This is a genomic window from uncultured Paraglaciecola sp., from assembly GCF_913058035.1.
In the GTDB taxonomy this organism is placed as follows: Bacteria; Pseudomonadota; Gammaproteobacteria; order Enterobacterales; family Alteromonadaceae; genus Paraglaciecola.
The window spans coordinates 1-22,992 of the sequence record NZ_CAJXPA010000041.1; the positions used below are offsets into that span (position 1 = coordinate 1).

Below are 22,992 nucleotides of genomic sequence, written 5' to 3' on the forward strand. Positions count from 1 at the left end.
ACACGCTACATAATTATTAGTATGTATAATTATTTTTACGCTTTATTTTAACTAAACTAATAATGAAAAAAGTAACATTAATATGGGTAAAGGCCATTTTAACCAGTAAGCAAATTTTTCGAAATAGTATTTGTTGGTAATAAAGTGCCCTACTCCATCCCATTGATTATAATTTTCTTTATATATTCTTTGGAATAATACAAAGTCCCTTAGAGGGTACCCTGCTTCTGAATAAAGCTTTGCAATTTCTCGACTACTAGTTGCAAACTCATTAAGTGGATAAGGAATCACAACGCCATAGTCGGCGTCCAATATATATTGTTTCCCATTTTCGAATGTGGCGGCAACGACTACGTGGCCTGGAAATGTCAGAATTTTATTGAAAATATTTTGCTCGTTTAATAGCTGAGACATCACCATTGAAGCATCGCCACAAATACCAATGCCTCTCTCTAAGCTCCTGCGATAATTAGCAAAATGGTACCTTTGATATTCAGGTATACCAGAGAGTTTTCCCATAAAGTACAAAAAATAATTTTCCCATATAGGGATAAGTTGGTTGAATTTTTCATTGGGGTAAACCAACCAATCTAAATGAGCAAGCCCTTTTGCAACAACATGAGTAATTCTGGTTGCATACTCAATATCGCTTTCGTCACCATGTCGAATTAAGTCTATTAGCGTGCTATTGAAGTCAGTTGGTTGATCATTCGGAAAAATCAAATAATCGTCGTGAAACTCAGAGACTCGAATATCTCTACTTAATCCATATACATTTATTACTAACAGTAAACTACCTGTTACTAACAGCATGTACCATATAGCTACTTTAATTTGCACGTTTACCTCATTATTATAGACAATATCATGTCATTTTTTGAAAGTAGATAAGCTCACTATTTAGGCTCCAACCTGTATCAATTTAATACCAATACATTACTTATAAAGGGTTGCACTTAATAGTTATGCAAACAGTTCTTTTGCTATTACTACTAGTGCCTTCCAATCAAGACTTTTAAGTACATGTTCTCTTCCCTTGCTTCCCATGTCTTTCAACTTTTGCTCATCTGACAACATGCCAACCACAGTTGAAGCAATGTTCGATGGCTGTGTTGCATCAATGATAAATCCAGATTCACCGAGTAACATTGTTTCTTTTGTTCCCCCGGAATCACCTGCGACAACAGGCTTTCCACATGATTGCGCTTCCACCAAGACCATTCCAAAGCCCTCAATGTCATTATCTATCGTTCTGTTAGGCAATATAAATAAGTCACATTGCTGGTAACATTCAATCATCTGCTCATCGGTGATACCTCTAAGGAACTGAACATGCTGTTCTACTTCAAGTTCAGCACTGAGTTTGACTAAAGCATCGAATTCTTCACCGTCACCCACAATTGCGTATAAAAAGTTCGGTGTGGCCTTAAGTATCTCCGGAATAGCCTTAATCATCATGTCTTGCCCTTTACGAGCTTGGAGCCGTCCTACTGTTAGCACGATTCTTTTGTTAATCCAATTCAGTGATGTTAAAGATTTTTCATTCCTTTGTTCAGGCACAAAAAGATCACTATCTACACCAGGATGTAAAACTTGGGTCTTAGCCGCCGCTTGTGCGCCAAACTTAGCCACTATGTTTGCACTGTTTTGACTATTACAAATAATAGTTTTTGCTCGTTTTATTACTTGCCCACAAATAAAATATTGCTCACGACTGCTTTGTGCTGTTTCTAAGTCTTCACCATGCACATAACAAACATAAGGTATACCAGTGAATAAATTGAGTAGCCATGCAATGACGCCCTCAGGTAATACTCTCCCGCAGTGCAATTGTGTGATCTGTCTTTGCTTGATTATCTTGCGTACTAGCAAAGCGCTTTTGAAATAAAATTTAAGCCCAACACTACTTTTAAATCCCCATTCAGAAGATGTAAGATTGCCTCTTAATATATGAATTTTGGCATCAGAATCATATTTTTCCGCTGCTAGCTCATCGCCTGCAAGGATTTCGTATTCGTTCTGAGGTAAACGCGAATACAGCTCCCAAAACCAGCGACCACTTCCACCCGATTTAGGAGGGAAGTTTTCAGTGATCAGTAATGTTTTCAAATAGTTGTAACCTCATATAAGTTGCAAGTAAAGTCTATCGGCATTTGTTTGATAACCAATCATACTAACAATACGTTCAAAATAAATGTTACATTGTGTAATATATTTTTTGACCGTGAAGGCTATAGATTATAGTGAAATTGTCAGTTGGTGCTGCATAATTTTCATTTTAAACCTTAATAGCCTGTCAATTTACAGCAAAACACCAGAGCATCAATATTAAACAATGAAAATTCTTATTATCGCACAACGATGCCCGTATCCACCGAACAAAGGTGAAAAGATAAGAACATTTCACCAGTTAAAATATTTTAACGAGTGTGAACATGATGTTATTTTAGCAAGTCCGTACGAAGACGATTCTGAACAAAAATACTTTGATGAGTTAGAAAAGCACCATTGTTTAGAAGTAGTCAGTACGAAGCTGCCGGCAAAACCAATACGCTTGATATCGGGCTTTATAAAAAACAAAGCGCTAAGTGTCAGTAATTTTTACAGTGCGAAATTACAATCCAAAATTGATGACGTATTGGTATCACAAGAGGTTGACGTTATTTTTTGCTCTGCCTCTAGTGTTAGTGAATATATATTTCGCTCCAAGGTACACGCCACATTAAATACGCCTCCAGTGCTCATAATGGATTTTATGGATGTTGATTCTGATAAGTGGACACAATATAAGAAAAGTCATCAATGGCCGTTGAGCGCAGTTTACGGGCGAGAGTCGCGTCTCATAGCTAACGTTGAGGCAAATATAGTTGACAAGTTTGACCATTGCCTATTAATCACTCAAACAGAAGTCGATTTGTTTCAAAGTATTCATGGAAATGTAAAAAACGTCACAGCTATTGAAAATGGTCTTGATACAAATGTGTTTTATCCCCCCGCAAATCCAAGACAAACGGCACATCCCTATTTTTTATTTGCGGGGGTTATGGACTACGCACCCAATATTGACGCAATCATGTGGTTTATAGATTTCGTGTGGCCGACTGTTAAAAAGCAGTGGCCAAATGCTAAATTTTGTATAGCAGGAATGAATCCAACTGATAAAGTTAAAAAGCTTCAATTGAATGAAGGAATCGAGGTGACAGGGTTTGTAGACGACATTAAACCTTTCTTTGATAAAGCTAACATTTTTATCGCACCTTTTAGAATAGCCAGAGGGGTACAAAATAAAGTATTACAAGCTTTTGCTTGCGGGCTACCGGTCATCGCTTCATCAATGGGAGCAGAAGGCATTAGATGCAATGTTGAACAAGATATATTGTTGGCAGATACTCCTGAGCAATTTATCAATAGAATTGAACAACTAACAAACAATCAAGAATGCTATTCATATATAAGCAACAATGCATTAAAAAATGTTACGCACAATTACAGTTGGGAAAGTATCTTGCAGCCTCTAGAAACATTATTGAAACACTAAAATTATAGTCCATGTAGGAAATATGAAAAAAATTATTAAAACGTTCATCAGCTTATTTTGTAGTCTCATCATGATGCCACTTGTAGGTCTATATATTTTACTTACACAAGTAGCAAATAAAGACGCTGTGTTCAGTGCATTTTCGCAGTTTCTAAGCCTCTTTCCAGGGAAGTTAGGCGCATATTTTAGAGCCTCTTTTTATCACTTTACGATGCAACATTGCGACCTCGATACATTCATTGGCTTTGGCGCCTTGTTGTCTCAACAAGATACTGAATTACAGTCTGGGTGTTATATTGGTCCTCATAGCAATATCGGGATGTGTCGTATCGAAGCCAATTGTTTATTGGGTAGTGGCGTACATATATTAAGTGGAAAAGAGCAACATAACTTCGATGATATCGACCGTCCGCTAAATGAACAAGGCGGTAAGTTTACTAAAATTGTTATAGGTGAAGATAGCTGGTTAGGTAACGGCGCTATTATAATGGCAAATGTGGGAAAGAAGTGCATAGTGGCAGCAGGATCAGTTGTAGTTAATGATCTGCCCGACTATGCAATAGTCGCAGGAAACCCTGCTAAAATTATAAAAATGCGCAAATAAACCGGCTAATAATCCCCAAAAGAATAAAATGTATAGACCTATTCAGACCATTAAAGTGAAGTTCATGAGGCAAGCAAATGGGTTAATATTATTTAGTGCAATCTTTATATTTAGTTTTGATTTGCTCGCCACACTCAGCAAAAATATTTAACAAACACTTTTTATCACTCAAGACAATAAAGTTGGCGATATGCAAATCATTCTTGCAGATGGTGTCTATCAGATACAAAAAACGCTCATTGATGCAGACGATAATATCAGCTTAATATCTAAATCTGGAAACAGAAACAACGTGGTAATAAGTGGGTGTGGCATGAGAAAAACGAAGAGAGTTGATAACCTGATCCGAGTATCAGGAAAACACCTCACGCTTGATGGTATAACTCTGCAACAAGCAGGTAACCATTTAATACGTATTGCGGGCGAGCAAAGCGCTGACTTCCCCCACTCTGCGTAATTGCGTGTTGCGAGATAGCTTTGAACAACTTTAAAAGTCAGTTACAACCTTAAAACAAAATTTCCAGCGATTACGGTGTGATTGATGACTGTGAGTTTGTTTATACTGCTGGAGTCGGCCCACAATATTATATTGGTGAGATTGATGTTCACGGTGGTCATAACTGGGTTGTTCGTAGAAGTTTATTTATAGGAATAGCGAGGCCCAGGATCTAGAGTTGCAGAGCACGCAATTCACTTCTAGAACAACACACAAAGTACTTTGGTCGAAGACAACATAATCAATTGTGACCGCGGTCATTGGATTTTGCATGACGAATCGTCCTAACATGGGGGGAGTAATACAAAGTAATTTAATTTTACACAGCGCCAATAAATACCCCAATACTGACGTTGGTATTATTCTTGTAGAAAGTCCTAATACCAAGATTTTAGATAATAAAATCTATTTAGAACACTCTTACAATAACGCCATTGAATATTGATTTGTTTCAACAAAAAATGTTGAAATTAATGGCAACCTCACCAATAAAGAAATCCGTAAACGAGACAGTGCAAGTGCAGTATTAAAGGAAAATAAAAGAAGTAAAGTATTGAGTGACTATTTAACAGAACAACAATTAATCACTTTTTCATTTATGTTGGACTAAGTGATGATATTTGAACTCTGGATAAGCCATATCGTTCAGCACTGTTATTATCACGCCTATCTTCGTTGAACTTGTTCTATCGGGAGATGCCAATAATATCGTATTGACCCAACGGCATTTGTTCAAAAAAGGGCAAATTGCGATTTATAGGCGTATTATTATAAAGTGGCACTATCCACTCGAAATCTCTGACTTTCTCGGTTATTGAAAACAAATCATCAGGCGTATTGCTGGTTCTTGCCAGCACGTCGGGATGAATTTCTATTAGAACTACCACTTTTTGTGCGTTTTTAATGAGGCTCTTAGCACCAAGCACAGCCTGTATTTCTTGACCCTCGACATCAATTTTTAAGGCAATCGTTTCCTCAATAGTGATATCTTGTTGCTCGACTGACCAAATATCTAGAGAAGTCACCTTTGTGTCACCCTCACCGCTATTATCTATGTAACCTTCATGGTCATTTAATCTTTCTGAGTCAACATGAAAAGTGGCAACACCCTCAAAGTCAGATACCGCCGCGTTAATACACATTGAAGGTTGTCTAATGTTTTCTAAATTTACGGCTAATACCTCAAAAGACTTAGTATTAGGTTCAAAAGCAATTACATTTTTCAAGTTGTTACAATGTGTCGCCACTAAAGATGAAACAGTGCCTATATCAGCCCCTAAATCAAACAGAGTAAAAGGCGTGTCTAAGTTGTTTAACACATCACAAAAAGGTAAAAATTCATCTAAGTAGTAGTTTTCAGGGCCTTTTTCTAACCAAAAACACCACTCTCCCACAGGGACATTAAATGCACGCCCCTCAACGCTATGAGTAATGACTTTGCTGGCATATCGCTTAGACAACCACACGTAAAACCAATGTTTTCCACGCCAGTCTTTCTTCTGTAATAACACCAACAGACGATTAATCCCACCACTAAAAAACCTTCTACTACCAAGTTTCATATCTTATTATTTAATCTCAATAGTTTGATTCAATTCAATAATACTCTGCTTTAAAATCGCTTGGAATTCAGTCTTTTCCTGGTCTGCTGAAACATTTTTGGTTTGTTGAGAAATGGCAATTAAAGCACTACCAATATGGTTCCCCATTAATATTTGGTATGTTTCATATAACTTGGCTATTTTATTATTGGTAAACATTTTACCGTCAATTAGGTACCAAGAGCTAAGCAGTCTTTTACTACTATGATTCACAATTGTAGATATTCGTATGTTTTGATCGGATCCCAATTGTAAGTTACTAGTAGATTTTAGTGACCATGACTTCTCAGTGTAAAGTCGGTTTCCAGAGGTAATTAGCTCTCCGTAACCTAACGGATACCAAGCGACATAGACATCAACGGGAGTATTCAACATCATCCGGCTATAATGAAATTCTTGTGCAGGCTCAATGAATTCTGGTTTCCAATTGCTTAGATAATTTGCTTGGTCAGCGCCTTCCGTTATGCTTAAAGTTAAGTGGGTAGTGGCAGATGATTGATTTAACTGAGCAGTAATTAATCTGAACCACGCAGAATAAGCGAGCATTAGCACTAGAATACATATTAACGAAGGATAAAAAGACTTATCAGTTATCCACCTTTCACTAGCTAATTCTGGCTGTAAGCCTTGTTCTTGTGGATATTTCTCCCTAACTATCTCCCCAATACCTAACAAACACACTATAACGATAGAAAAGAACACCCAACCGTAAATCAGGTGGTCTGCGCCAACAGCATGTTCCATATCAGTTAAGTAGCCTGTTAATATAATTCCAAATACTCGGATGCCATTGGCAATGATAGGAAATGCAATAGAGATAAGCATGAAGATAACCCGACGCTTACTGGAGCTAATATTCAAATAAGCGTAAAGCGAACCAATCACCAGAGATGCGATAAAAAAGCTGATCCCGGAACAAGCTTCTGCCACTAAAAATCGGCCTTGGGGAATTTCGATATATAGTCCACTTCTATATACTGGTATACCCGACCAATTAAGCATAATCATAGACAAATCAGCGGTCACCTCTTGCAGTGCAGGAATTAATTCTTCACCAACAGGAATACAAAAAATTATAAAAACCAGTGGGAATAATATCTTTAATGTTAGTTGATTTCCGATGAATGCCCACACGCTCAATGGCAAGAAAGTAAATGTCGCCACATGCATAAAGAGCTTTACATCTCCGGCTAAGCCAATAGCATAAAGAGATAAGCTTCCTAAGCACAAAAACAATACCCAATAATTGGGCTGAAAGTGTTTTAAGCTGAGTTCATGACGCTTTAAATAAATAAGGAACATGGAACCAGGCAATACAAACAAACAGTGGTTAAAAATGTCAGAAATCAACCAAATATCGATGGCTGTAGCCAGTCCTTGAAAAAAGACAGCTACCCAAGTGCCCAAAAGCAAGACCAGACAAACAAAAAATAGTTTGCTCGAGGATGCATCGACCTTACCAGTGAAAGTTCCGTTCACAATACTGTCCCTTATTTTGAAGGTATGTTGTAGACGTCCTTCATGGTGCCCCATGAAAAATCGTTCAGAAGACTCTCTAACTTGCCATATGTCTTATGCAAATTTACATAATGTCGAAATTTAGACTTAAGCGGAGCATGACTTAACCGAGGTTGTTCGCTATCAATCTCCCAAGGGTGAAAATAAAACGAATATGGCTGTTTTTCTTTTTTCAAATAACGTGAAACTAAAAACTTAGTCAAGTTGTAGGGATAAAGCCTAAAATAACCTCCCCCACCGATGGGAGTCTGCCTACCTAATAGTTTCAGTGTTGGAATAGGGATTTCAATAATTCCCTCTTTACGCTTATATGCAAACCTCGGCCAGTCTGGCGTTCCATATAGGTCATGTTTAACCGGATAAGTACTTGAGCTGTAACCAAAATCTAACTCAGCCAACACTTCAAACGCCCACTCGTTATCATAACCAATAGAAAAACTTGGAGCACGATAACCAGTGACGCGTTCACCAATTAAGTTTTCTAGGTGCTCCTTTGAGCGTTTAACATCATCAAAAAACTCCTGACGAGTTTGGGTGGTCGCTCGGCGGTGAGAATGACCATGACTAGCAATTTCATGACCTTGTCGATGTATCTCAGTAATGAGTTCAGGGTAACGTTCAGCAACCCAACCTAAAACAAAAAACGTCGATGTAACATTATGTTTAGCAAAAAGGCCTAATAAACGTCGTGTATTAAAATCAACTCTTGGCTGGTATTCCTTCCATTGTGAAGGGTCAATAATCGATTCAAAAGCGGATACGTGAAAAAAGTCTTCCACATCAACCGTCATTGCATTTAGCGCTTGGTCGCTCAAAACCTATCTCCCTTTACCAAATAGCACGACTTCAACAGTGCGAATAAGAATAAGAATATCTAACATAAGGCTTTGATGTTTAACGTAGTAAAGATCAAATTTTAATTTTTCCATCGAATCTTCCACACTCGCTCCGTATGGATAATTAAGTTGAGCCCAGCCTGCTAAGCCTGGTTTAACATTATGTCGTTGGTTGTAATAGGGGATTTCTCTGATCAACTGTTCCACGAACTGAGGACGCTCGGGACGAGGGCCAATAAATGACATTTCCCCTCTAAAAACATTCCAAATTTGTGGAAGTTCGTCAATTCTAAATTTACGTATAAAAAACCCTACTTTTGTCACCCTACTATCATTAGCCGTGGCCCATTTTGCTCCGTCTTTCTCTGCATCAAGGCGCATACTTCGGAATTTGATAATGTTAAAAAGACGACCATTCAAACCGACTCTTTCTTGCTTGTAGAAAACAGAGGCGTTTTTAAGGTTTACATCTTCAAAAAGTATGATGACTGCGGTTAGCAACATAAACGGCCATGCGAGCAGAAGCACCATTGTAGCCATAAGACAATTCATCGTGTAATCAAGTGCGTCTCGCAAATAATTTTGCGAGTTGAAACCATTCGAATAAATCACCCAACTTGGGTACATCAGATTCACCACAATTTGACCTGTTTCGCGTTCCATGAAGTCTAGTAAGTCTGTGACCTCGACCCCTCTGAGTCTGCAATCAAAGAGAATCTCAACGGGTAATGTGCCTCTTCTTTGGTCACAGGCGATCACTACTTCATCAATGTCATTATCGGCAATGAAATTTTTGAAGTTTTCATCAATTTTCACATGCAATAGCTTTTCATTTTGAATACCTTCTTCCCTGTTATCACCGGGGATAGGAATAAAACCCAATAACTCAAAACCAAACCTGTCAACTTCTCTTCGCATTCGCTTTTCGATGATAGAAGCTCTCTCACCCGCTCCAATCACAATTATTTTAGATTGGCCAAGACCAAGAATACCTAATCGATTAATAAAATAGCGAAATATAACGATTACTATGATAGTCATACCAGCATAGGATGGAAAGTAGTAACGGCTTATTTCAATATTGGCCAGTAAAGCACTAGTGACAACCTCAATGATAAAATAACTTATAGCGACGCTGACAAATATTCTTCTTATTACTCCCCTAAATGTCTCCCTCAGTTTAGTTTCATATAAACCTACAGATAGTGCAGACAGAACGACCAAAACAGTAAAAAGACCCACTTGATAAGCAAGGTCAACCATAGGCACAACGACAAAAGATGAACCAAAAAAATATTTGACTAAAACCCAAGCTAGATAACCTACGTAACCGATAATGATTGCTTCAATCAGCATCATAATATTTGAGCGACGAACTTTTTTTCGACTACCAAAGCTCATTTATAATCCCCTTTTACGACAACTTTTTTTAGATTACACATGATTTAACATATCAATAATCACTTTTTTCAATTTAATCATAACATTATAGTTGTCTAGCCAGCCAAAAACTTGTTACATTGATAATCTGAGAGTTCAAACATATGGGACCGTAATCTACATGAAGACTAGCAAAATAGCATTGTTCAATTTAATATTTTTTTTAACAATAACCGCAGTTGGTTGTTCCAGTAACGCTGGGAAATTGCCAAACGCAACAACCTACTCTTCTACCACTACGTCTGTAGAGGATTATCAATACTTGATAGGGCCAGGTGACAGTGTTTCTATATTTGTTTGGCGGAATCCAGATATTTCTGGCAGCTTTGTTGTTCGCCCGGATGGTATGGTTACTACATCTTTAGTAGAAGATATTAAAGTGTCTGGCAAAACGCCCACAATGCTAGCAAGACATATAGAAGTCGAACTGGCAAAATATATTAATAATCCCAGAGTGACAGTAAGCGTAGGTGGTTTTCGAGGACCTCTTTACGAGCAAGTCAGAGTAATTGGCGAAGCAATCAACCCCAGTGCAGTGAATTACACAGAAAAAATGACATTGTTAGATTTGATGATATCTGTAGGCGGTTTAACTGAGTTTGCTTCAGGCAATAATGCTAAATTGGTTAGAATGGTTGAAGGCGTACAAAAAACCTATCAGCTTAAAATTGATGAGTTAATTAAAGAAGGTTCAATAGAAGAAAATATAGATATGTTACCAGGTGATATCATCATTATACCTGAAGCATGGTTTTAACAGTCAAGATAGATATGGATATATAAATGCAGGATCTTCAAAAAACGCTCGAACTAATAATTGATTACCTGAAGGGTGTTTGGGTAAAAAAACGCTATATCATGATTTGTACTTGGCTAATTTGCCCCGTGGGTTTTGTGTATGTTGCTTCTATGCCAAACGTGTATGAGTCATCTGCAAGAGTATATGTAGATACTCGTTCTGTGCTTCAACCTTTGCTAAGAGGATTAGCACTTCAAACCGACCCAAGGCAAGAAGTTGCAATGATGGTACAGACTCTTTTGAGTCGTCCAAATATAGAAATAATTGCGAGAGAGTCAGATTTAGACATAACGGCTACTAATGCTGTGGAATACGAAAACCTGATCAACTCGTTATCTAATAAAATTCGACTAACAGCCACGGGGAGAAATAACCTCTACACTATATCTTACAGCCATCGAGACCCTGAAATGGCTAGAACAGTGGTTCAAGAAACACTTGACCTTTTTGTCGAAGGCACAAAAGGCAACAGTAGAAAAGATTCTGATTCTGCCAGCCAATTTATTGATGAACAAATTGATGAGTATGAAACTAGGTTGACAAGTTCAGAACAAAGGCTGGCGAATTTTAAGAGAAAGTATTCAGATCTGTTGCCAAATCAAGGTTCTTTCTATCAAAACTACTCTTCGTTAGAAGATACGTTGGAAAGCACTCGATTGACCATTAAAGAAACTGAACAGCAGATAGTGGCTTTGTCAGATCAAATTGAAGATAGAAAAACCAACCAAGACGGGTCTTCTGTGCGTCCTTTTGAAGGGCCATCATCTCTAACAACTCGTTATGACAGCCGTATAAACACTCTTGAAGAAAATCTTGACCAATTAATGTTAAAGTACACTGAACTCCATCCAGATGTAATAGAAGCAAATAACTTGCTAGATTCACTGCTTGCCTCCAGAAAGTTGGATATTGAGGAATATCTATCATCAAATGATGGTGAAAACCGGAGCAAATTGGTTCTATTGCTAGCGAAATAAAGCTAGAGATGAGTCGTTTAGAAAGTCAAGTAGCTTCACTTCGAGTAAGAGAAGCAGATCATGCTAATAAAATTGAAGCATTAAAACAGAAAATTGATTTGGTACCGCAAGTTGAAGCAGAACGAACGGCTTTAAATAGAGATTATGAGGTAACTCAAAGAAAGCATGCCGAATTACTTGCCAGAAAAGAGCAAGCTGATTTAGCCCAGAAAGCAGATGTTTCTGCAGAAGACGTTCAATTCAAAGTTGTTGACCCACCAATAGCGCCAAAAACTGCATCCGGACCCAACAGATTACTTAACTATACGATTGCTCTTGGACTGGGGTTTGCGGCTGGTTTAGGTCTAGCATTTTTAATTAGCCAGCTTAATCCAGTTTTGTTAAGGGGCAGTCAATTGACATCTCTTACCTCTTATCCAGTGTTAGGAATGGTAAGTCATTTAAACAAAGTTCAGATTAAAAAAATCAACCGTTCGAGACTATTAATATTTATATGCTCTTCAAGCTTAATTTTAGGTTTATATGGTGTGTTAATGTCTGCAGAGATAATGAAGTTTGATATTTATGCGAGGGTATTCTCATGAACTCTATAGAAAAAGCGCTGCAAAAACAGAGCCAAAAAGCATTTGATTTAAATAAAGAGGAGCGACAAAACCCCTTAGAGAGTGAGCAAGGCACACAACAGAGCTCTGTTGAGAAAGCCTTACAAAAACAAACAACATTATCCAAAGGGAATAATGTTACCTCCACGATTCAAATTGATTTTGAAATGTTAGAGAAAAAAGGTTTTGTGTCAACCAATTCACAGCGACAACTCATTAATGAAGAGTTTCGAGCAATAAAACGAAAGTTGCTAGACAACGCGTTTGGACCTTTATCCAAATCTTTAAAAAACAGTAACATTATTATGGTGACCAGCTCTCGCCCTGGAGAAGGGAAAACATTTACCGCTATTAATTTGGCCCTCAGTATCGCTTTGGAAAAGGATAAAACGGTTTTATTAGTAGACGCCGATGTTCTCAGACCTAACGTGATGAAAACATTAGAGCTAGAGAGAAAACAGGGGCTAATGGAATACTTGCTGGGCGAAAACCAAGACATATCTGAAGTTATGTATAAAACAAATTTAGATAATCTTAGAATTATTCCAGCTGGTCAATCGCATCATTTATCAACAGAATTACTTGCAAGTGAAAAAATGTTTGAGGCTGTTGAAGAATTTGCGAACCGTTACACGGATAGGGTTGTTATTGTCGATACTCCACCATTATTGGGTATAAACGAAACAGCAATATTAGCAAATTTAGCAGGCCAAGCGCTTGTAGTTACTGAAGAATCAAAAACAAAGCTAGTTGACATTGAAGAGGCCGTAAAACAGTTAAACCCGGAGATGGCGATTGGATTTGTTGTGAATAAGTCAGAAAAAGTAAATACAAAAGGTTTAGGTTATGGATATTATTATGCGGGGGCTAATTAGTGGTTGCATTAGCATTGACTAAGAGAAAAACACACAGTAAATGTGTATTGTTTGCTCTGGTTGGCACTGCAAATTTTGCCGCTGCTGGGGATGTACAATTTACTTCAAAAATCGACACCACGATATATGTTTACGATACTGAAAGAAATAACGGCGAGTCTGTCAGCAATGAAGCGATTGTAGTTTTACCTTCAATCCTCACCTCGTATTCGGCAAAGCGGGCCACTGCTTCTTTTGTTGTTGACCATACTAAAGTCGAACAAAATAATGACATTGATGGGGCGAACAAAAACTACACTGAGCTAAAATACAATAGCGTGTTCACATTAATTGAAAGTGCCATGACTTTAAGCTTCAGCGGGGCACAAAATTATCGAGTCATTAATTCGCAACAGCAATTTGTTGGAGACAAATTATTGTCGCCAGGTGATTTAACCAAATATAGAAATAATTCTGCGGGGCTTAATTTTTCAATCCCTAATCCTAAGTATTTGGGTTTTACTTTCCAAAGTTCATTTTCAGAAACCAAAACAGACGAATCACTCGATGATGTTTCTAGCGGCTTAGATAGTGATAATTTAGGTGTATCAGCGCGGCTGTACAACGGTAAGTACGCTAGAAATTATAATTTTAATCTATCTGCCCAATATAATGACAGTAGTCGATCTAATTTTGGGGACTTCAGTTCGTCAAATGTTAGCGGCAGAATTGGTTTTGTAATTGCTAATAAATTGGATTGGGTCATAGTCGGCAGTTCAGAAAATTATGATGTGGGCGAAGGGACTTTTTCTAGAAGAAATAATATAGATACAACCAGTTATGGGGCGGGTATAGAATGGAAACCGAGAGGCGCCCAAGCAATATTATTAACTTACAACCAATTAGAGGAAGGTGATATCGAAACAAAGTTTGTTGGTGTGAATGTTAATTGGGCATTTTCAAACAGAACAGCATTAAAATTTGACTACGCTAAACGGTTTTATGGAGACGCCTACAACGCAGACTTTACGTATGCTTTAAAGTCATTACGTAGTTCACTATCTTACTCTGAACAAGTTACAACCTTTGGTCAATTAGCGAATTCAGGCAACAATTTTAATGGCCTATTTGTATGTGAATTTGGGTCTACCGATCTGGTTGATTGTTTCCAGCCAGACAGTCTTGACTATGAATTACAAGCAGGCGAAGAGTTCAGAGCTTCAACGGATTTAGATTCTGACATTAGTGAAGAAGTTATATTCACTAAAGTAGGACGCTTTAACATTGGCTATGACAAACGAAAAATCAAAGCATCGGTAAATTTATCCTATTCCAAAACTGAGTATTTGGAGTCAGACCGTTTGCAAAAAACTCGCAGTTTAGGTCTTAATCTATCTTACGCTTTAGGCCGTAAAACAAACATTAGCCTTACCTCTAATTTATCTAAAAGGCAATTTGACGAGTTATCTGACGAAGATACTAATCGAACTGTGTCATTAGATTTTAAAAGAGATCTCAGCAAAAAATTGCAAGTTAACGTCGGTGTCAGGTTACTAGATAGAGAATCAGATAATGCTAGTCGGGATTTAACTGATAAGCGTTTGACTCTTGGTCTCAATTACACTTTTTAAGAATATACTCAGTAGCAGTACTTTCTTATTATTGGCAAATATTGAATGCCTATTGAATTAAAATTTTACGCTTAAGCTTTCAACCATTCCTGCGTTAACTAAGGCACAAATAAAAGTTGAACATACGAAATAGTGTTTATCTAAACATCCAAGGAGTGATTGGGAGAACACTCTGAATACTGTCGGTACGAAGCTAGCTCTCATCCTTTTTCGACAACTTTGTAAACCATATTGTAAACGGTTATATAGCTTTTAAGTTAGCTAAATAGCTGTACATAACCTAATCTTATCTCAGCACTTAATTCCGCCTCGGAATGTAAACATGTCGACTTTTGCAACCACCTATAAAAATCAACTTAGCCTCTATTTACAGTTAGGTAAATTTCGCTTATGTACTCTTGTTTTATTTACCACACTAGCAGGATATGGATTAGGGGTAAATAAATGGGAGCTGTTTGAAATATTCAGTTTATTACTCGGAACATTGTTGACGGCCATGGGGGCTAACGGTTTAAACCAATGGTGGGAACGGGACCGTGATGCCAAAATGGCAAGGACACGTAATCGTCCACTTCCACTTGGTAAGTTATCTTCAAATCATGCACTTTTTATCACCTTAAGCTGGTCAGTTTCTGGTATTACTTTACTGTTTGTTGGCGTCAATGCACTCACCGCATATTTGGCTGCGCTTACCATTGTAACTTACCTATTTATCTATACACCAATGAAGCCATATTCGCCTTTAGCTATATTAGCAGGAGCTATTCCAGGTGCTATACCACCCATGATGGGCTGGACTGCAGCAACCAATTCATTTAGTGCACAAGCCTGGGTTTTAGGTTGTTTGTTATTTTTATGGCAGATCCCGCACTTTATGTCGTTGGCTGCAGTCTACAGAGAAGATTATGCAAAAGGTGGCTATTATCTATTGCCAGATAACCCAGAGGTAGAACACGTTACTCGCAGCATCATTGTGATATTCAGTCTAGCGTTATTAGGAATTACATTGTTGGCTCCATCGATTGGTTTAGGAAAACGTTTTTTCTTTTTTTGTGCACTATTTTTAGGTGGTGGAATGTTGTACATGTCCATAAAATTTTATACTAACTACAGCATCGATAATGCTCGAAAGATGTTTCGGGCCAGCATTATATACATACCTGCTCTTATGATTTTTTTGCTAATTGATGAAAGATTATTTGGTTAACTCATGACTTGGTTATGCAGTCCAAATAATCAGTTTCCATCTGACAATGCTATGTTACAATAATTTAACATTTACTTTACATAACTCAGTTAATACCCTTTAGAGGAAAACAATTATGTTAAGACATTACTATATAAGCGATGACCTAGACGATTTACAAGCAATCGAAACAGAACTGAAGGCCAAGGGAGTCAGTACACCTCAAATACATGTACTCAGCGAGAATGATGCAGAAGTAGAAAAACACCATCTACACGCAATAGAGGCAGTACTTAAACAAGATGTGGTGCATTCAACAACATTAGGTGCTGTGGTTGGTTTAATAGCCGCTGTAACATTATTGATCTTCACTTATTTAGTAGATTGGCATACCACCGCCGCTGGATGGTTACCGTTCGGATTTCTTGCCGTCATTGTATTAGGCTTTTGTACTTGGGAAGGAGGTTTAATAGGGATACAAATTCCCAACCACCAATTTAAGCGCTTTCAAAAATTGCTTAAACAAGGCAAACATATATTTTTTGTTGATTTGGACGCAGAACAAGAATCGATTCTTTCAGAAATAGTTGAACAACATCCTAACCTGAAACTGGCGGGTACAGGACCTGCCACCCCTGGTTGGGTCGTTCATGGTCAAGAAACGTTTAATAAAGTAATGAAAACCTTACCTTAAAAAACATTGCCTTAAAAAACATTCTATTAAGTAGCCAGAATAAGTAGTAATTATTCTGGCTACCTTCCCTATCTTTGACCTCGAACTACCCTTAATTATGACTAAAAAATAATAAGCGGCTAAAAAACGTGTATTTCGACTCTATTATCATAATGCCAATAAAGATCCCAAGGCATAATGGCGGTAACAATATCGTACAAATTAAGGCCATCCTTTCCCACATCATATGCATAAATATACTGATAATTAAGCCTGCTTTTAAAAACATAAAAAGCAGTATAAGCGACCAACGCAACACTCCTTCTAGTTGCATATAGTCGACCATATATGACAAACCACTCAGTACAAATAACAATAACCAAATCTTCAAATATAAACTGACTGGATGCTCTTGATGAACATGTGTTTCTGATCGAATTTGAATATTCGAAGACATAAGTTACTCTCCAATAGATGTTTTACCAAAGGTAAAAAAAAGCAAAGATAAATACCCAGACTAAATCTACAAAATGCCAATATAAGCCTGATATCTCAATAATTTCATAATTGCCATGTTGATCGTAATGCCCTCTTAATATTTTAATCGCTACAGTAGCTAGGTAAATAACACCGATAGACACATGTAATCCATGGAAGCCTGTTATCATAAAAAACACAGCGCCAAACTGCTCCGCGCCAAATGGATTGGCCCAAGGGCGAACACCTTCTGAAATCAGTTTAGTCCATTCAAACGCTTGCATGCCTACAAAAGATAAACCTAAGAGTGCTGTGACCAGCATCAAAACGCTGGCCTTAACCTTGTCTTTGCGATAGCCATAATTCACTGCCATCGCCATGGTCCCGCTACTAGTAATTAAAACAAAGGTCATAATGGCAATTAGTGCTAGAGGCAAATGTTGTCCGCTAATTTCTAGTGCAAAAACTTCACTTGCATTTGGCCATGGTTCCACCGCAGAGATCCTTACCACCATATATCCAATTAAAAAACAGCTAAATACGAAGGTGTCACTGAGCAGGAAAATCCACATCATGGCTTTACCCCAAGGCACACGAAACGCTTCTTGATCACCGGACCAATCAGCAACCAAACCTTTTACACCATCCGAATTCCCCGCAGCTTGATTAGTTTGCATATTTAAATTCCCAAACCGCAAAATTCGACAATCGCATTATAGGTCTCAGGCTTACTAACCAACAAAATAAACAATATTGCCCACAAACCTAGAAGAAAATGCCAATAGATAGCACAAAGTTCGATATATTGAGCCAGCTTTGGACTGTCTCGCATAACAACTATCACCGCGACTATCCATGCCAAGATGCCAATCGCCACATGTATTGCATGCAAACCAGTTAAAATATAAAAAAAGCTCAGTGCAGGATGGCTATTTACCACAAAACCTTGTTGATAAAGATGTTGCCACAACATCCATTGACCTGTAACAAAGGCGCAAGAAAACAGCCCTGCCAATACCAAGCCCCCCTTAGCTATTATTAACCGGTTTTTATGGCCACTGACTCTGGCAATTTGTAAACAAACACTAGCAAAAATCAAGTAGGTGGTGTTTAGCCATAATAGTGTTTTATTAAACAAAGGATGGCTCGACTGTTCTGCAAGAGGTTGCCAATCCGGATATTGCGAGCGCATCAGAAAAGCCACAATAAACAAAAAGAAAAGTACTGACACGACGGTTAACAATAATCTTAACCCTGCCCTTCTTGTGTGCTCACGTCCTGAGGTTTGAATTTGTGGGTTTTGAACTGGCTCCCAAGATTTTTCCATTAATGGCGTTAAAAAACTCATACTTTTACCCCCAATTTTTCATCAATGAAATTTTGTGGTAGAAAATCTTGTTGATATCCCGGCACACTATAATCATATGCCCAGCGGTGACACACAGGTAACTCTTTACCCCAATTCCCATGTCCTGGTGGTGTAGTTTCTGTTTGCCATTCGAGTGTTGTTGCTTCCCAGGGGTTATCACCTGACTTTTCACCTTTAAACAAACTCCACACTAAATTGAACAAAAAGATCAGTTGCACCAAAGCCACGAATATTGCCATAACCGAAATCATAGCGTTTAAATCTTTAGCTGAGTCAGGAATAAAATCATAGTTTTCATAAGCAAAATAACGCCTTGGAACCCCTAAAATACCGAGATAGTGCATGGGGAAATAAATCGCATAAGTACCGAGGAAAGTCCCCCAAAAATGTAATTTTCCTAATGTGGGATCGAGCATCCTGCCAGACATTTTAGGATACCAATGATAGATCCCACCAAACACCACCAGAATAGGTGATACACCCATCACCATATGAAAATGAGCCACGACAAAATAAGTATCAGAGAGAGGTAAGTCCACCACCACATTACCAAGAAACAAGCCTGTTAAACCACCTATCGTAAAGGTGGAAACAAAACCAAGGGCAAACAACATGGGGACATTAAGACGAATATTGCCATGCCAAATGGTCAAAACCCAGTTATAGACCTTGATGGCTGTAGGTACAGCAATAATTAAAGTCGTTGTGGCAAAAAAGTAACCAAACATCGGGTTCATACCACTGATATACATATGATGCGCCCACACTACAAAACTCAGTACACCAATACCTACTATCGCCCACACCATCATCCTATATCCAAAGATGTTTTTGCGTGCATGAGTACTGATCAGATCAGATACAATACCAAAGGCAGGCAGTGCAACGATATAAACTTCAGGATGACCAAAAAACCAAAAAAGATGTTGAAATAAAATAGGACTGCCACCTTCATGGTCAAGCTGTTGCCCCATAGATAGTATGGCTGGCATAAAAAAACTGGTACCTAAGGTTTTGTCAAATAACATCATCACAGCGCTAACAAACAAGGCAGGAAAAGCCAACAAAGCCAGTACCGTTGCCATAAAAATACCCCAAACTGTCAGTGGCATACGCATTAGGGTCATGCCTCTAGTACGTGCTTGCAACACAGTGGTGACATAATTCAAACCACCCATTGTTGCCGCCACAATGAAAATAGCTAATGACACCAACATCAGAATGATCCCCCAATCGGAGCCTGGAGTGCCTGGCAAAATAGCTTGTGGAGGATAAAGCGTCCAACCTGCACCAGTAGGTCCACCAGGAACAAAAAAGCTGGCCATTAAAACAATCACTGCCAACAAGTAAAACCATACACTGAGCATATTCACAAATGGAAAAACCATATCTCTAGCTCCCACCATAAGCGGGATGAGGTAATTACCGAAGCCACCCAAAAAAATTGCGGTTAATAAATAAATTACCATTATCATGCCGTGCATAGTGACAAACTGATAATAAGAACTGGGGTCGATAAAATCAAAACTACCTGGAAAACCCAGTTGTAAACGCATCAAACCAGAAAGCACCAATGCCACAATACCTACCAAAATAGCAATAACTGAATATTGGATAGCAATAACCTTATGATCCTGACTCCAAACATACTTTGTAAAAAAGCTGCTTGGCTCATGCATATCGTGATCTAATTCATTTTCCATCTGCTACTCCGCATTATTTTTGCTTAGTTGATCTGGCGTTTATAACGTCTTCATAAATTCTATAAGTGCCAACGCTTCTTGTTTATTAATAACAGGCGGAGGCATTACGGGTGGGAAACCTTTAACAATTTTTGCGTTGGGTTGGAATATGGACTCTTTGAGGTACGCGTCATCTACCACAATATTTTGACCACTAGCTAATTGTCTCTGACTGCCAAATATTCCTTGCCATGTGGGTCCTAACATTCGCGAACCATCTTGACTATGACAGGCTGTACAGCCCTTTGATTGGGCTAGTGCAGCACCAGAAAGCGTTACATTATTATTGTACTGCGTTTGATCATCTGCGCCTTTTTCTTTGATATAAGCACTCAAGGCTACTATCTGTAAGTCAGTTAATAGCATGGCCGGCATAATAGGTGCAAAACCTGTCACTAACTTTGCAGCAGGATTTAAAATAGATTCTTTTAAATAAGCTTCATCTACTAACACAGATTGTCCATTAGCTAGTATTTGAGTTTTACCAAACAAACCTTTCCAAGTTGGGCCTATGGAACTATCTGTGAAATTATGGCATGCAAAACAGCCACTAGTTTTTGCGACTTCCTGTCCACTTTGTGCCAACACACTGAGTTTTTCAGAGCTGTTGTTAATCATTGAAGCGGCAAAAGTAGGTTTCTCCAACAGCCACTCATCAAAGTTTTTTTGTTGCATAACCTTAACGTAACCACGCATATTGAAATGACCGACACCACAAAATTCTGCACACAAAATTTCATATTCGCCAATAACAGTGGGGGTAAGCCAAATGTAAGACACAGTGCCGGGCACCATATCCATCTTCACTCTAAACTGGGGTACATAAAAATTATGTAATACGTCTTTAGAACGCATCAATATTTTGACTGGCTTATCAACTGGCAACACAAGCCGATTACCGACCACCAACACATCGTCTTGCCCTGTTGGATCGAGTGGGTCGACCCCAAAAGGGTTATCAATACTAATATTTTCAATAGCACTTTTACCCAATTGGTTATCGGTACCGGGAAACCGAAAACTCCAACTCCATTGCTGACCCACCACTTCAACTACACTGGCATCCTCTGGCACATTGACAAAATCTGAGTAAACCGCTAATCCGGGTGCCAACATGGCGATAATGCCAACACTGGTGACGATGGTCAGCCATATTTCTAGCTTTTTATTTTCAGGTTCATATTTAGCTTTTCGATTTTTATCATGGCGATATTTTATAACTGCAAAAGCAATAAAAAAGTTTATCGCAATAAAAACAATACCCGTAATAATGAGTGTGATGACCATAATGTCATCAATAGATCCCCAGTTAGACGCCAGCGGCGTCATAACCCAAGGTGATAAGAAATGGAATACAACCGATCCGATGACAATTAGGATCAACGCTATGGCAATGCCCATACCAGCCCCTTATTATTTTTAGTCTCTGTCTTAAGTCATCTGTGCTTTCATTGTGACGTTGATGGCACTATTTAAGTTACTAGCAGCGTAAATAACTGAACAAACACCAAGATAAACCCAGAATGAGGTTTATGCAAAAGTGCGGTTATCAACCTATCAACGGGTTGAATTTCAAACAACTATTAACCAGTGTAGGTGCTGTTTATGAATTGTGCGAATTGGTTTTAAGCTGCATTTTAGATTGAAAAACTTATTGATCTAGTGCTCTACTTCCGTTGTCAACACTATAGGTAGCCAAAAGACTTTGGAACACCAAGACCTCATATGTGCTTTTGGTAAAGTAAGTTAAATTAAAGAGGGCGACTTCTAGAATACGTTTTTAAAGAAGTGAGATACATTTTTTGCTGGCGCAGTCCCGCTCTAGTGTTACTCATAAGCGATAGTAGGTGCTTCCAACTTTCAGGGCAATCTTGTTCTAATCTTGCAAAGTATTTTTGCTGAACATCAGGGTTATGTAGCTTAATAAGCTTTTCTTCCAGCCACTTATATTCAGGTAATAACAGGTGCGAGTAACCGCCACTTATAGCAATTCGTAAACCTGCCAAGTCGAAATCACCAAAGTAAATAGTGGGTTTGTTGTTTTGAGTATTTAACCAAATTTTAAGTAGAATTTTGCATGCGGTTGAGTGATGTTTATCGCCCCGATAAATCACTAATGGCTTGGACAAATTGGTATAGGGTTGATACTCAAACCAGTCGTTAAAACTATCGCGATTTTCCACTATCACAAGGCTATCAAAATCATCTAGTTTCAACTGAGTAACATCTAACTCAATATTTATCTGTTCGCTTAGAACAAAATATTGACCCACAACATCGAGAATTTTCGCTTCAGTGACAGCAGCAAGAATGAGGTGATGTGTAGGTTTGAGTTGTCCCTGTTTTTCATTTGGGTTTCTTTGTGCTGCGCTTCGATGAGTGTCTTGGCTAAAATCATCAAAAATACTGGCGTAACCTTCATCTAATAATGTTTGATTTATTTGTGCCACATACTCTCTATCAAACCGATACATTTTATTTGGCTTCAGCCATTTCCCTGGCTGAAACTCCAAATCATCACACCAAGTTAAAATCTCATCTAGGATGCCACTTGCATTTGCCACTGCAGCATCATCAAGTAACAGTTTACGGTGTTGAGTAGCCAGTAATTGTTTTGCCCTTAAACTGAGATCATTTGCCATAACTGGG

At 38.3% G+C, this 22,992-nt stretch carries 21 protein-coding genes and 1 pseudogene; 10 read left to right on the forward strand and 12 right to left on the reverse strand.

Features of this window, described 5'->3' with window-relative positions:
- Nucleotides 1-51: 51 nt before the first annotated feature.
- Nucleotides 52-840 (reverse strand): hypothetical protein, encoded by a 789-nt coding sequence (locus QZ562_RS07470; protein WP_293758809.1) that lies wholly within the window; start codon nt 838-840, stop codon nt 52-54.
- A 123-nt stretch (nt 841-963) separates the two neighbouring features.
- Nucleotides 964-2,109, reverse strand: coding sequence for a glycosyltransferase family 4 protein (locus QZ562_RS07475; RefSeq protein ID WP_293758810.1), 1,146 nt, complete (start codon nt 2,107-2,109; stop codon nt 964-966).
- Between the two features lie 226 nt (nt 2,110-2,335).
- On the opposite strand from QZ562_RS07475, the gene QZ562_RS07480 reads away from it, so the two are divergent.
- From QZ562_RS07480 to QZ562_RS07495, 4 genes are all read left to right on the forward strand, one after another.
- Nucleotides 2,336-3,538 carry a TIGR03087 family PEP-CTERM/XrtA system glycosyltransferase gene (locus QZ562_RS07480; RefSeq protein ID WP_293758811.1) on the forward strand — a complete coding sequence of 401 codons (1,203 nt, stop codon included), beginning with the start codon at nt 2,336-2,338 and terminating at the stop codon, nt 3,536-3,538.
- A gap of 22 nt (nt 3,539-3,560) precedes the next feature.
- Nucleotides 3,561-4,142, forward strand: coding sequence for an acyltransferase (locus tag QZ562_RS07485; RefSeq protein WP_293758813.1), 582 nt, complete (start codon nt 3,561-3,563; stop codon nt 4,140-4,142).
- 190 nt (nt 4,143-4,332) lie between these two features.
- Nucleotides 4,333-4,599, forward strand: coding sequence for a hypothetical protein (locus QZ562_RS07490; protein WP_293758814.1), 267 nt, complete (start codon nt 4,333-4,335; stop codon nt 4,597-4,599).
- Nucleotides 4,600-4,909: 310 nt separating this feature from the next.
- Complete coding sequence (locus tag QZ562_RS07495) at nt 4,910-5,083, forward strand: hypothetical protein (RefSeq protein ID WP_293758816.1); 174 nt, start codon at nt 4,910-4,912, stop codon at nt 5,081-5,083.
- Nucleotides 5,084-5,324: 241 nt separating this feature from the next.
- On the opposite strand, the gene QZ562_RS07500 is transcribed toward QZ562_RS07495, so the two are convergent.
- The 4 genes from QZ562_RS07500 to QZ562_RS07515 are packed head-to-tail and all read right to left on the reverse strand — an operon-like array spanning nt 5,325 to nt 9,994.
- Nucleotides 5,325-6,200 (reverse strand): FkbM family methyltransferase, encoded by an 876-nt coding sequence (locus QZ562_RS07500; protein ID WP_293758818.1) that lies wholly within the window; start codon nt 6,198-6,200, stop codon nt 5,325-5,327.
- Nucleotides 6,201-6,206: 6 nt separating this feature from the next.
- Nucleotides 6,207-7,718, reverse strand: a complete 1,512-nt coding sequence (gene xrtA / locus QZ562_RS07505; protein WP_293758820.1) for an exosortase A — start codon at nt 7,716-7,718, stop codon at nt 6,207-6,209.
- An 11-nt stretch (nt 7,719-7,729) separates the two neighbouring features.
- Nucleotides 7,730-8,572 (reverse strand): XrtA system polysaccharide deacetylase, encoded by an 843-nt coding sequence (locus tag QZ562_RS07510; protein ID WP_293758822.1) that lies wholly within the window; start codon nt 8,570-8,572, stop codon nt 7,730-7,732.
- Between the two features lie 3 nt (nt 8,573-8,575).
- Nucleotides 8,576-9,994, reverse strand: coding sequence for a TIGR03013 family XrtA/PEP-CTERM system glycosyltransferase (locus QZ562_RS07515; RefSeq protein WP_293758824.1), 1,419 nt, complete (start codon nt 9,992-9,994; stop codon nt 8,576-8,578).
- Between the two features lie 160 nt (nt 9,995-10,154).
- Between QZ562_RS07515 and QZ562_RS07520 the strand changes: the two genes are divergently transcribed.
- The 6 genes and pseudogenes from QZ562_RS07520 (at nt 10,155) to QZ562_RS07545 (ending at nt 16,776) form a co-directional block, all read left to right on the forward strand.
- Nucleotides 10,155-10,790 carry an XrtA/PEP-CTERM system exopolysaccharide export protein gene (locus QZ562_RS07520; RefSeq protein WP_293758826.1) on the forward strand — a complete coding sequence of 212 codons (636 nt, stop codon included), beginning with the start codon at nt 10,155-10,157 and terminating at the stop codon, nt 10,788-10,790.
- Nucleotides 10,791-10,816: 26 nt separating this feature from the next.
- Nucleotides 10,817-12,393: pseudogene (locus tag QZ562_RS07525) on the forward strand (XrtA system polysaccharide chain length determinant).
- Nucleotides 12,390-13,286, forward strand: a complete 897-nt coding sequence (locus QZ562_RS07530; protein ID WP_293758828.1) for an XrtA-associated tyrosine autokinase — start codon at nt 12,390-12,392, stop codon at nt 13,284-13,286. The pseudogene QZ562_RS07525 and the gene QZ562_RS07530 overlap by 4 nt, the downstream one beginning before the upstream one ends.
- The gene (locus tag QZ562_RS07535; RefSeq protein ID WP_293758830.1) at nt 13,286-14,896 is read left to right on the forward strand and encodes a TIGR03016 family PEP-CTERM system-associated outer membrane protein; all 1,611 of its coding nucleotides are present in this window, start codon (nt 13,286-13,288) and stop codon (nt 14,894-14,896) included. Before QZ562_RS07530 ends, QZ562_RS07535 begins: the two co-directional genes overlap by 1 nt.
- Nucleotides 14,897-15,218: 322 nt before the next feature.
- A complete protein-coding gene (cyoE, locus tag QZ562_RS07540) occupies nt 15,219-16,103 on the forward strand; it encodes a heme o synthase (RefSeq protein WP_293758834.1) in 885 nt (294 codons plus the stop codon).
- Between the two features lie 115 nt (nt 16,104-16,218).
- The gene (locus tag QZ562_RS07545; protein WP_293758835.1) at nt 16,219-16,776 is read left to right on the forward strand and encodes an NAD/FAD-utilizing enzyme; all 558 of its coding nucleotides are present in this window, start codon (nt 16,219-16,221) and stop codon (nt 16,774-16,776) included.
- Between the two features lie 91 nt (nt 16,777-16,867).
- Here QZ562_RS07545 and QZ562_RS07550 read toward each other — a convergent pair whose 3' ends face one another.
- The 6 genes from QZ562_RS07550 to QZ562_RS07575 all read right to left on the reverse strand — a co-directional run bounded on the left by QZ562_RS07550 (nt 16,868) and on the right by QZ562_RS07575 (nt 22,985).
- A complete protein-coding gene (locus QZ562_RS07550; protein ID WP_293758837.1) occupies nt 16,868-17,212 on the reverse strand; it encodes a cytochrome C oxidase subunit IV family protein in 345 nt (114 codons plus the stop codon).
- Between the two features lie 22 nt (nt 17,213-17,234).
- Complete coding sequence (locus tag QZ562_RS07555) at nt 17,235-17,909, reverse strand: heme-copper oxidase subunit III family protein (protein ID WP_293758839.1); 675 nt, start codon at nt 17,907-17,909, stop codon at nt 17,235-17,237.
- 2 nt (nt 17,910-17,911) lie between these two features.
- Nucleotides 17,912-18,580 carry a cytochrome c oxidase subunit 3 gene (locus QZ562_RS07560; protein WP_293758840.1) on the reverse strand — a complete coding sequence of 223 codons (669 nt, stop codon included), beginning with the start codon at nt 18,578-18,580 and terminating at the stop codon, nt 17,912-17,914.
- Nucleotides 18,577-20,304, reverse strand: coding sequence for a cytochrome c oxidase subunit I (gene ctaD / locus QZ562_RS07565; RefSeq protein WP_293758842.1), 1,728 nt, complete (start codon nt 20,302-20,304; stop codon nt 18,577-18,579). The genes QZ562_RS07560 and ctaD overlap by 4 nt, the downstream gene beginning before the upstream one ends.
- A 39-nt stretch (nt 20,305-20,343) precedes the next feature.
- Nucleotides 20,344-21,744 (reverse strand): cytochrome c oxidase subunit II, encoded by a 1,401-nt coding sequence (coxB, locus tag QZ562_RS07570; protein ID WP_293758844.1) that lies wholly within the window; start codon nt 21,742-21,744, stop codon nt 20,344-20,346.
- Between the two features lie 350 nt (nt 21,745-22,094).
- Entirely contained in the window at nt 22,095-22,985 is an 891-nt protein-coding gene (locus tag QZ562_RS07575; RefSeq protein WP_293758845.1) for a hypothetical protein, read from the reverse strand.
- Between the last annotated feature and the right edge of the window lie 7 nt (nt 22,986-22,992).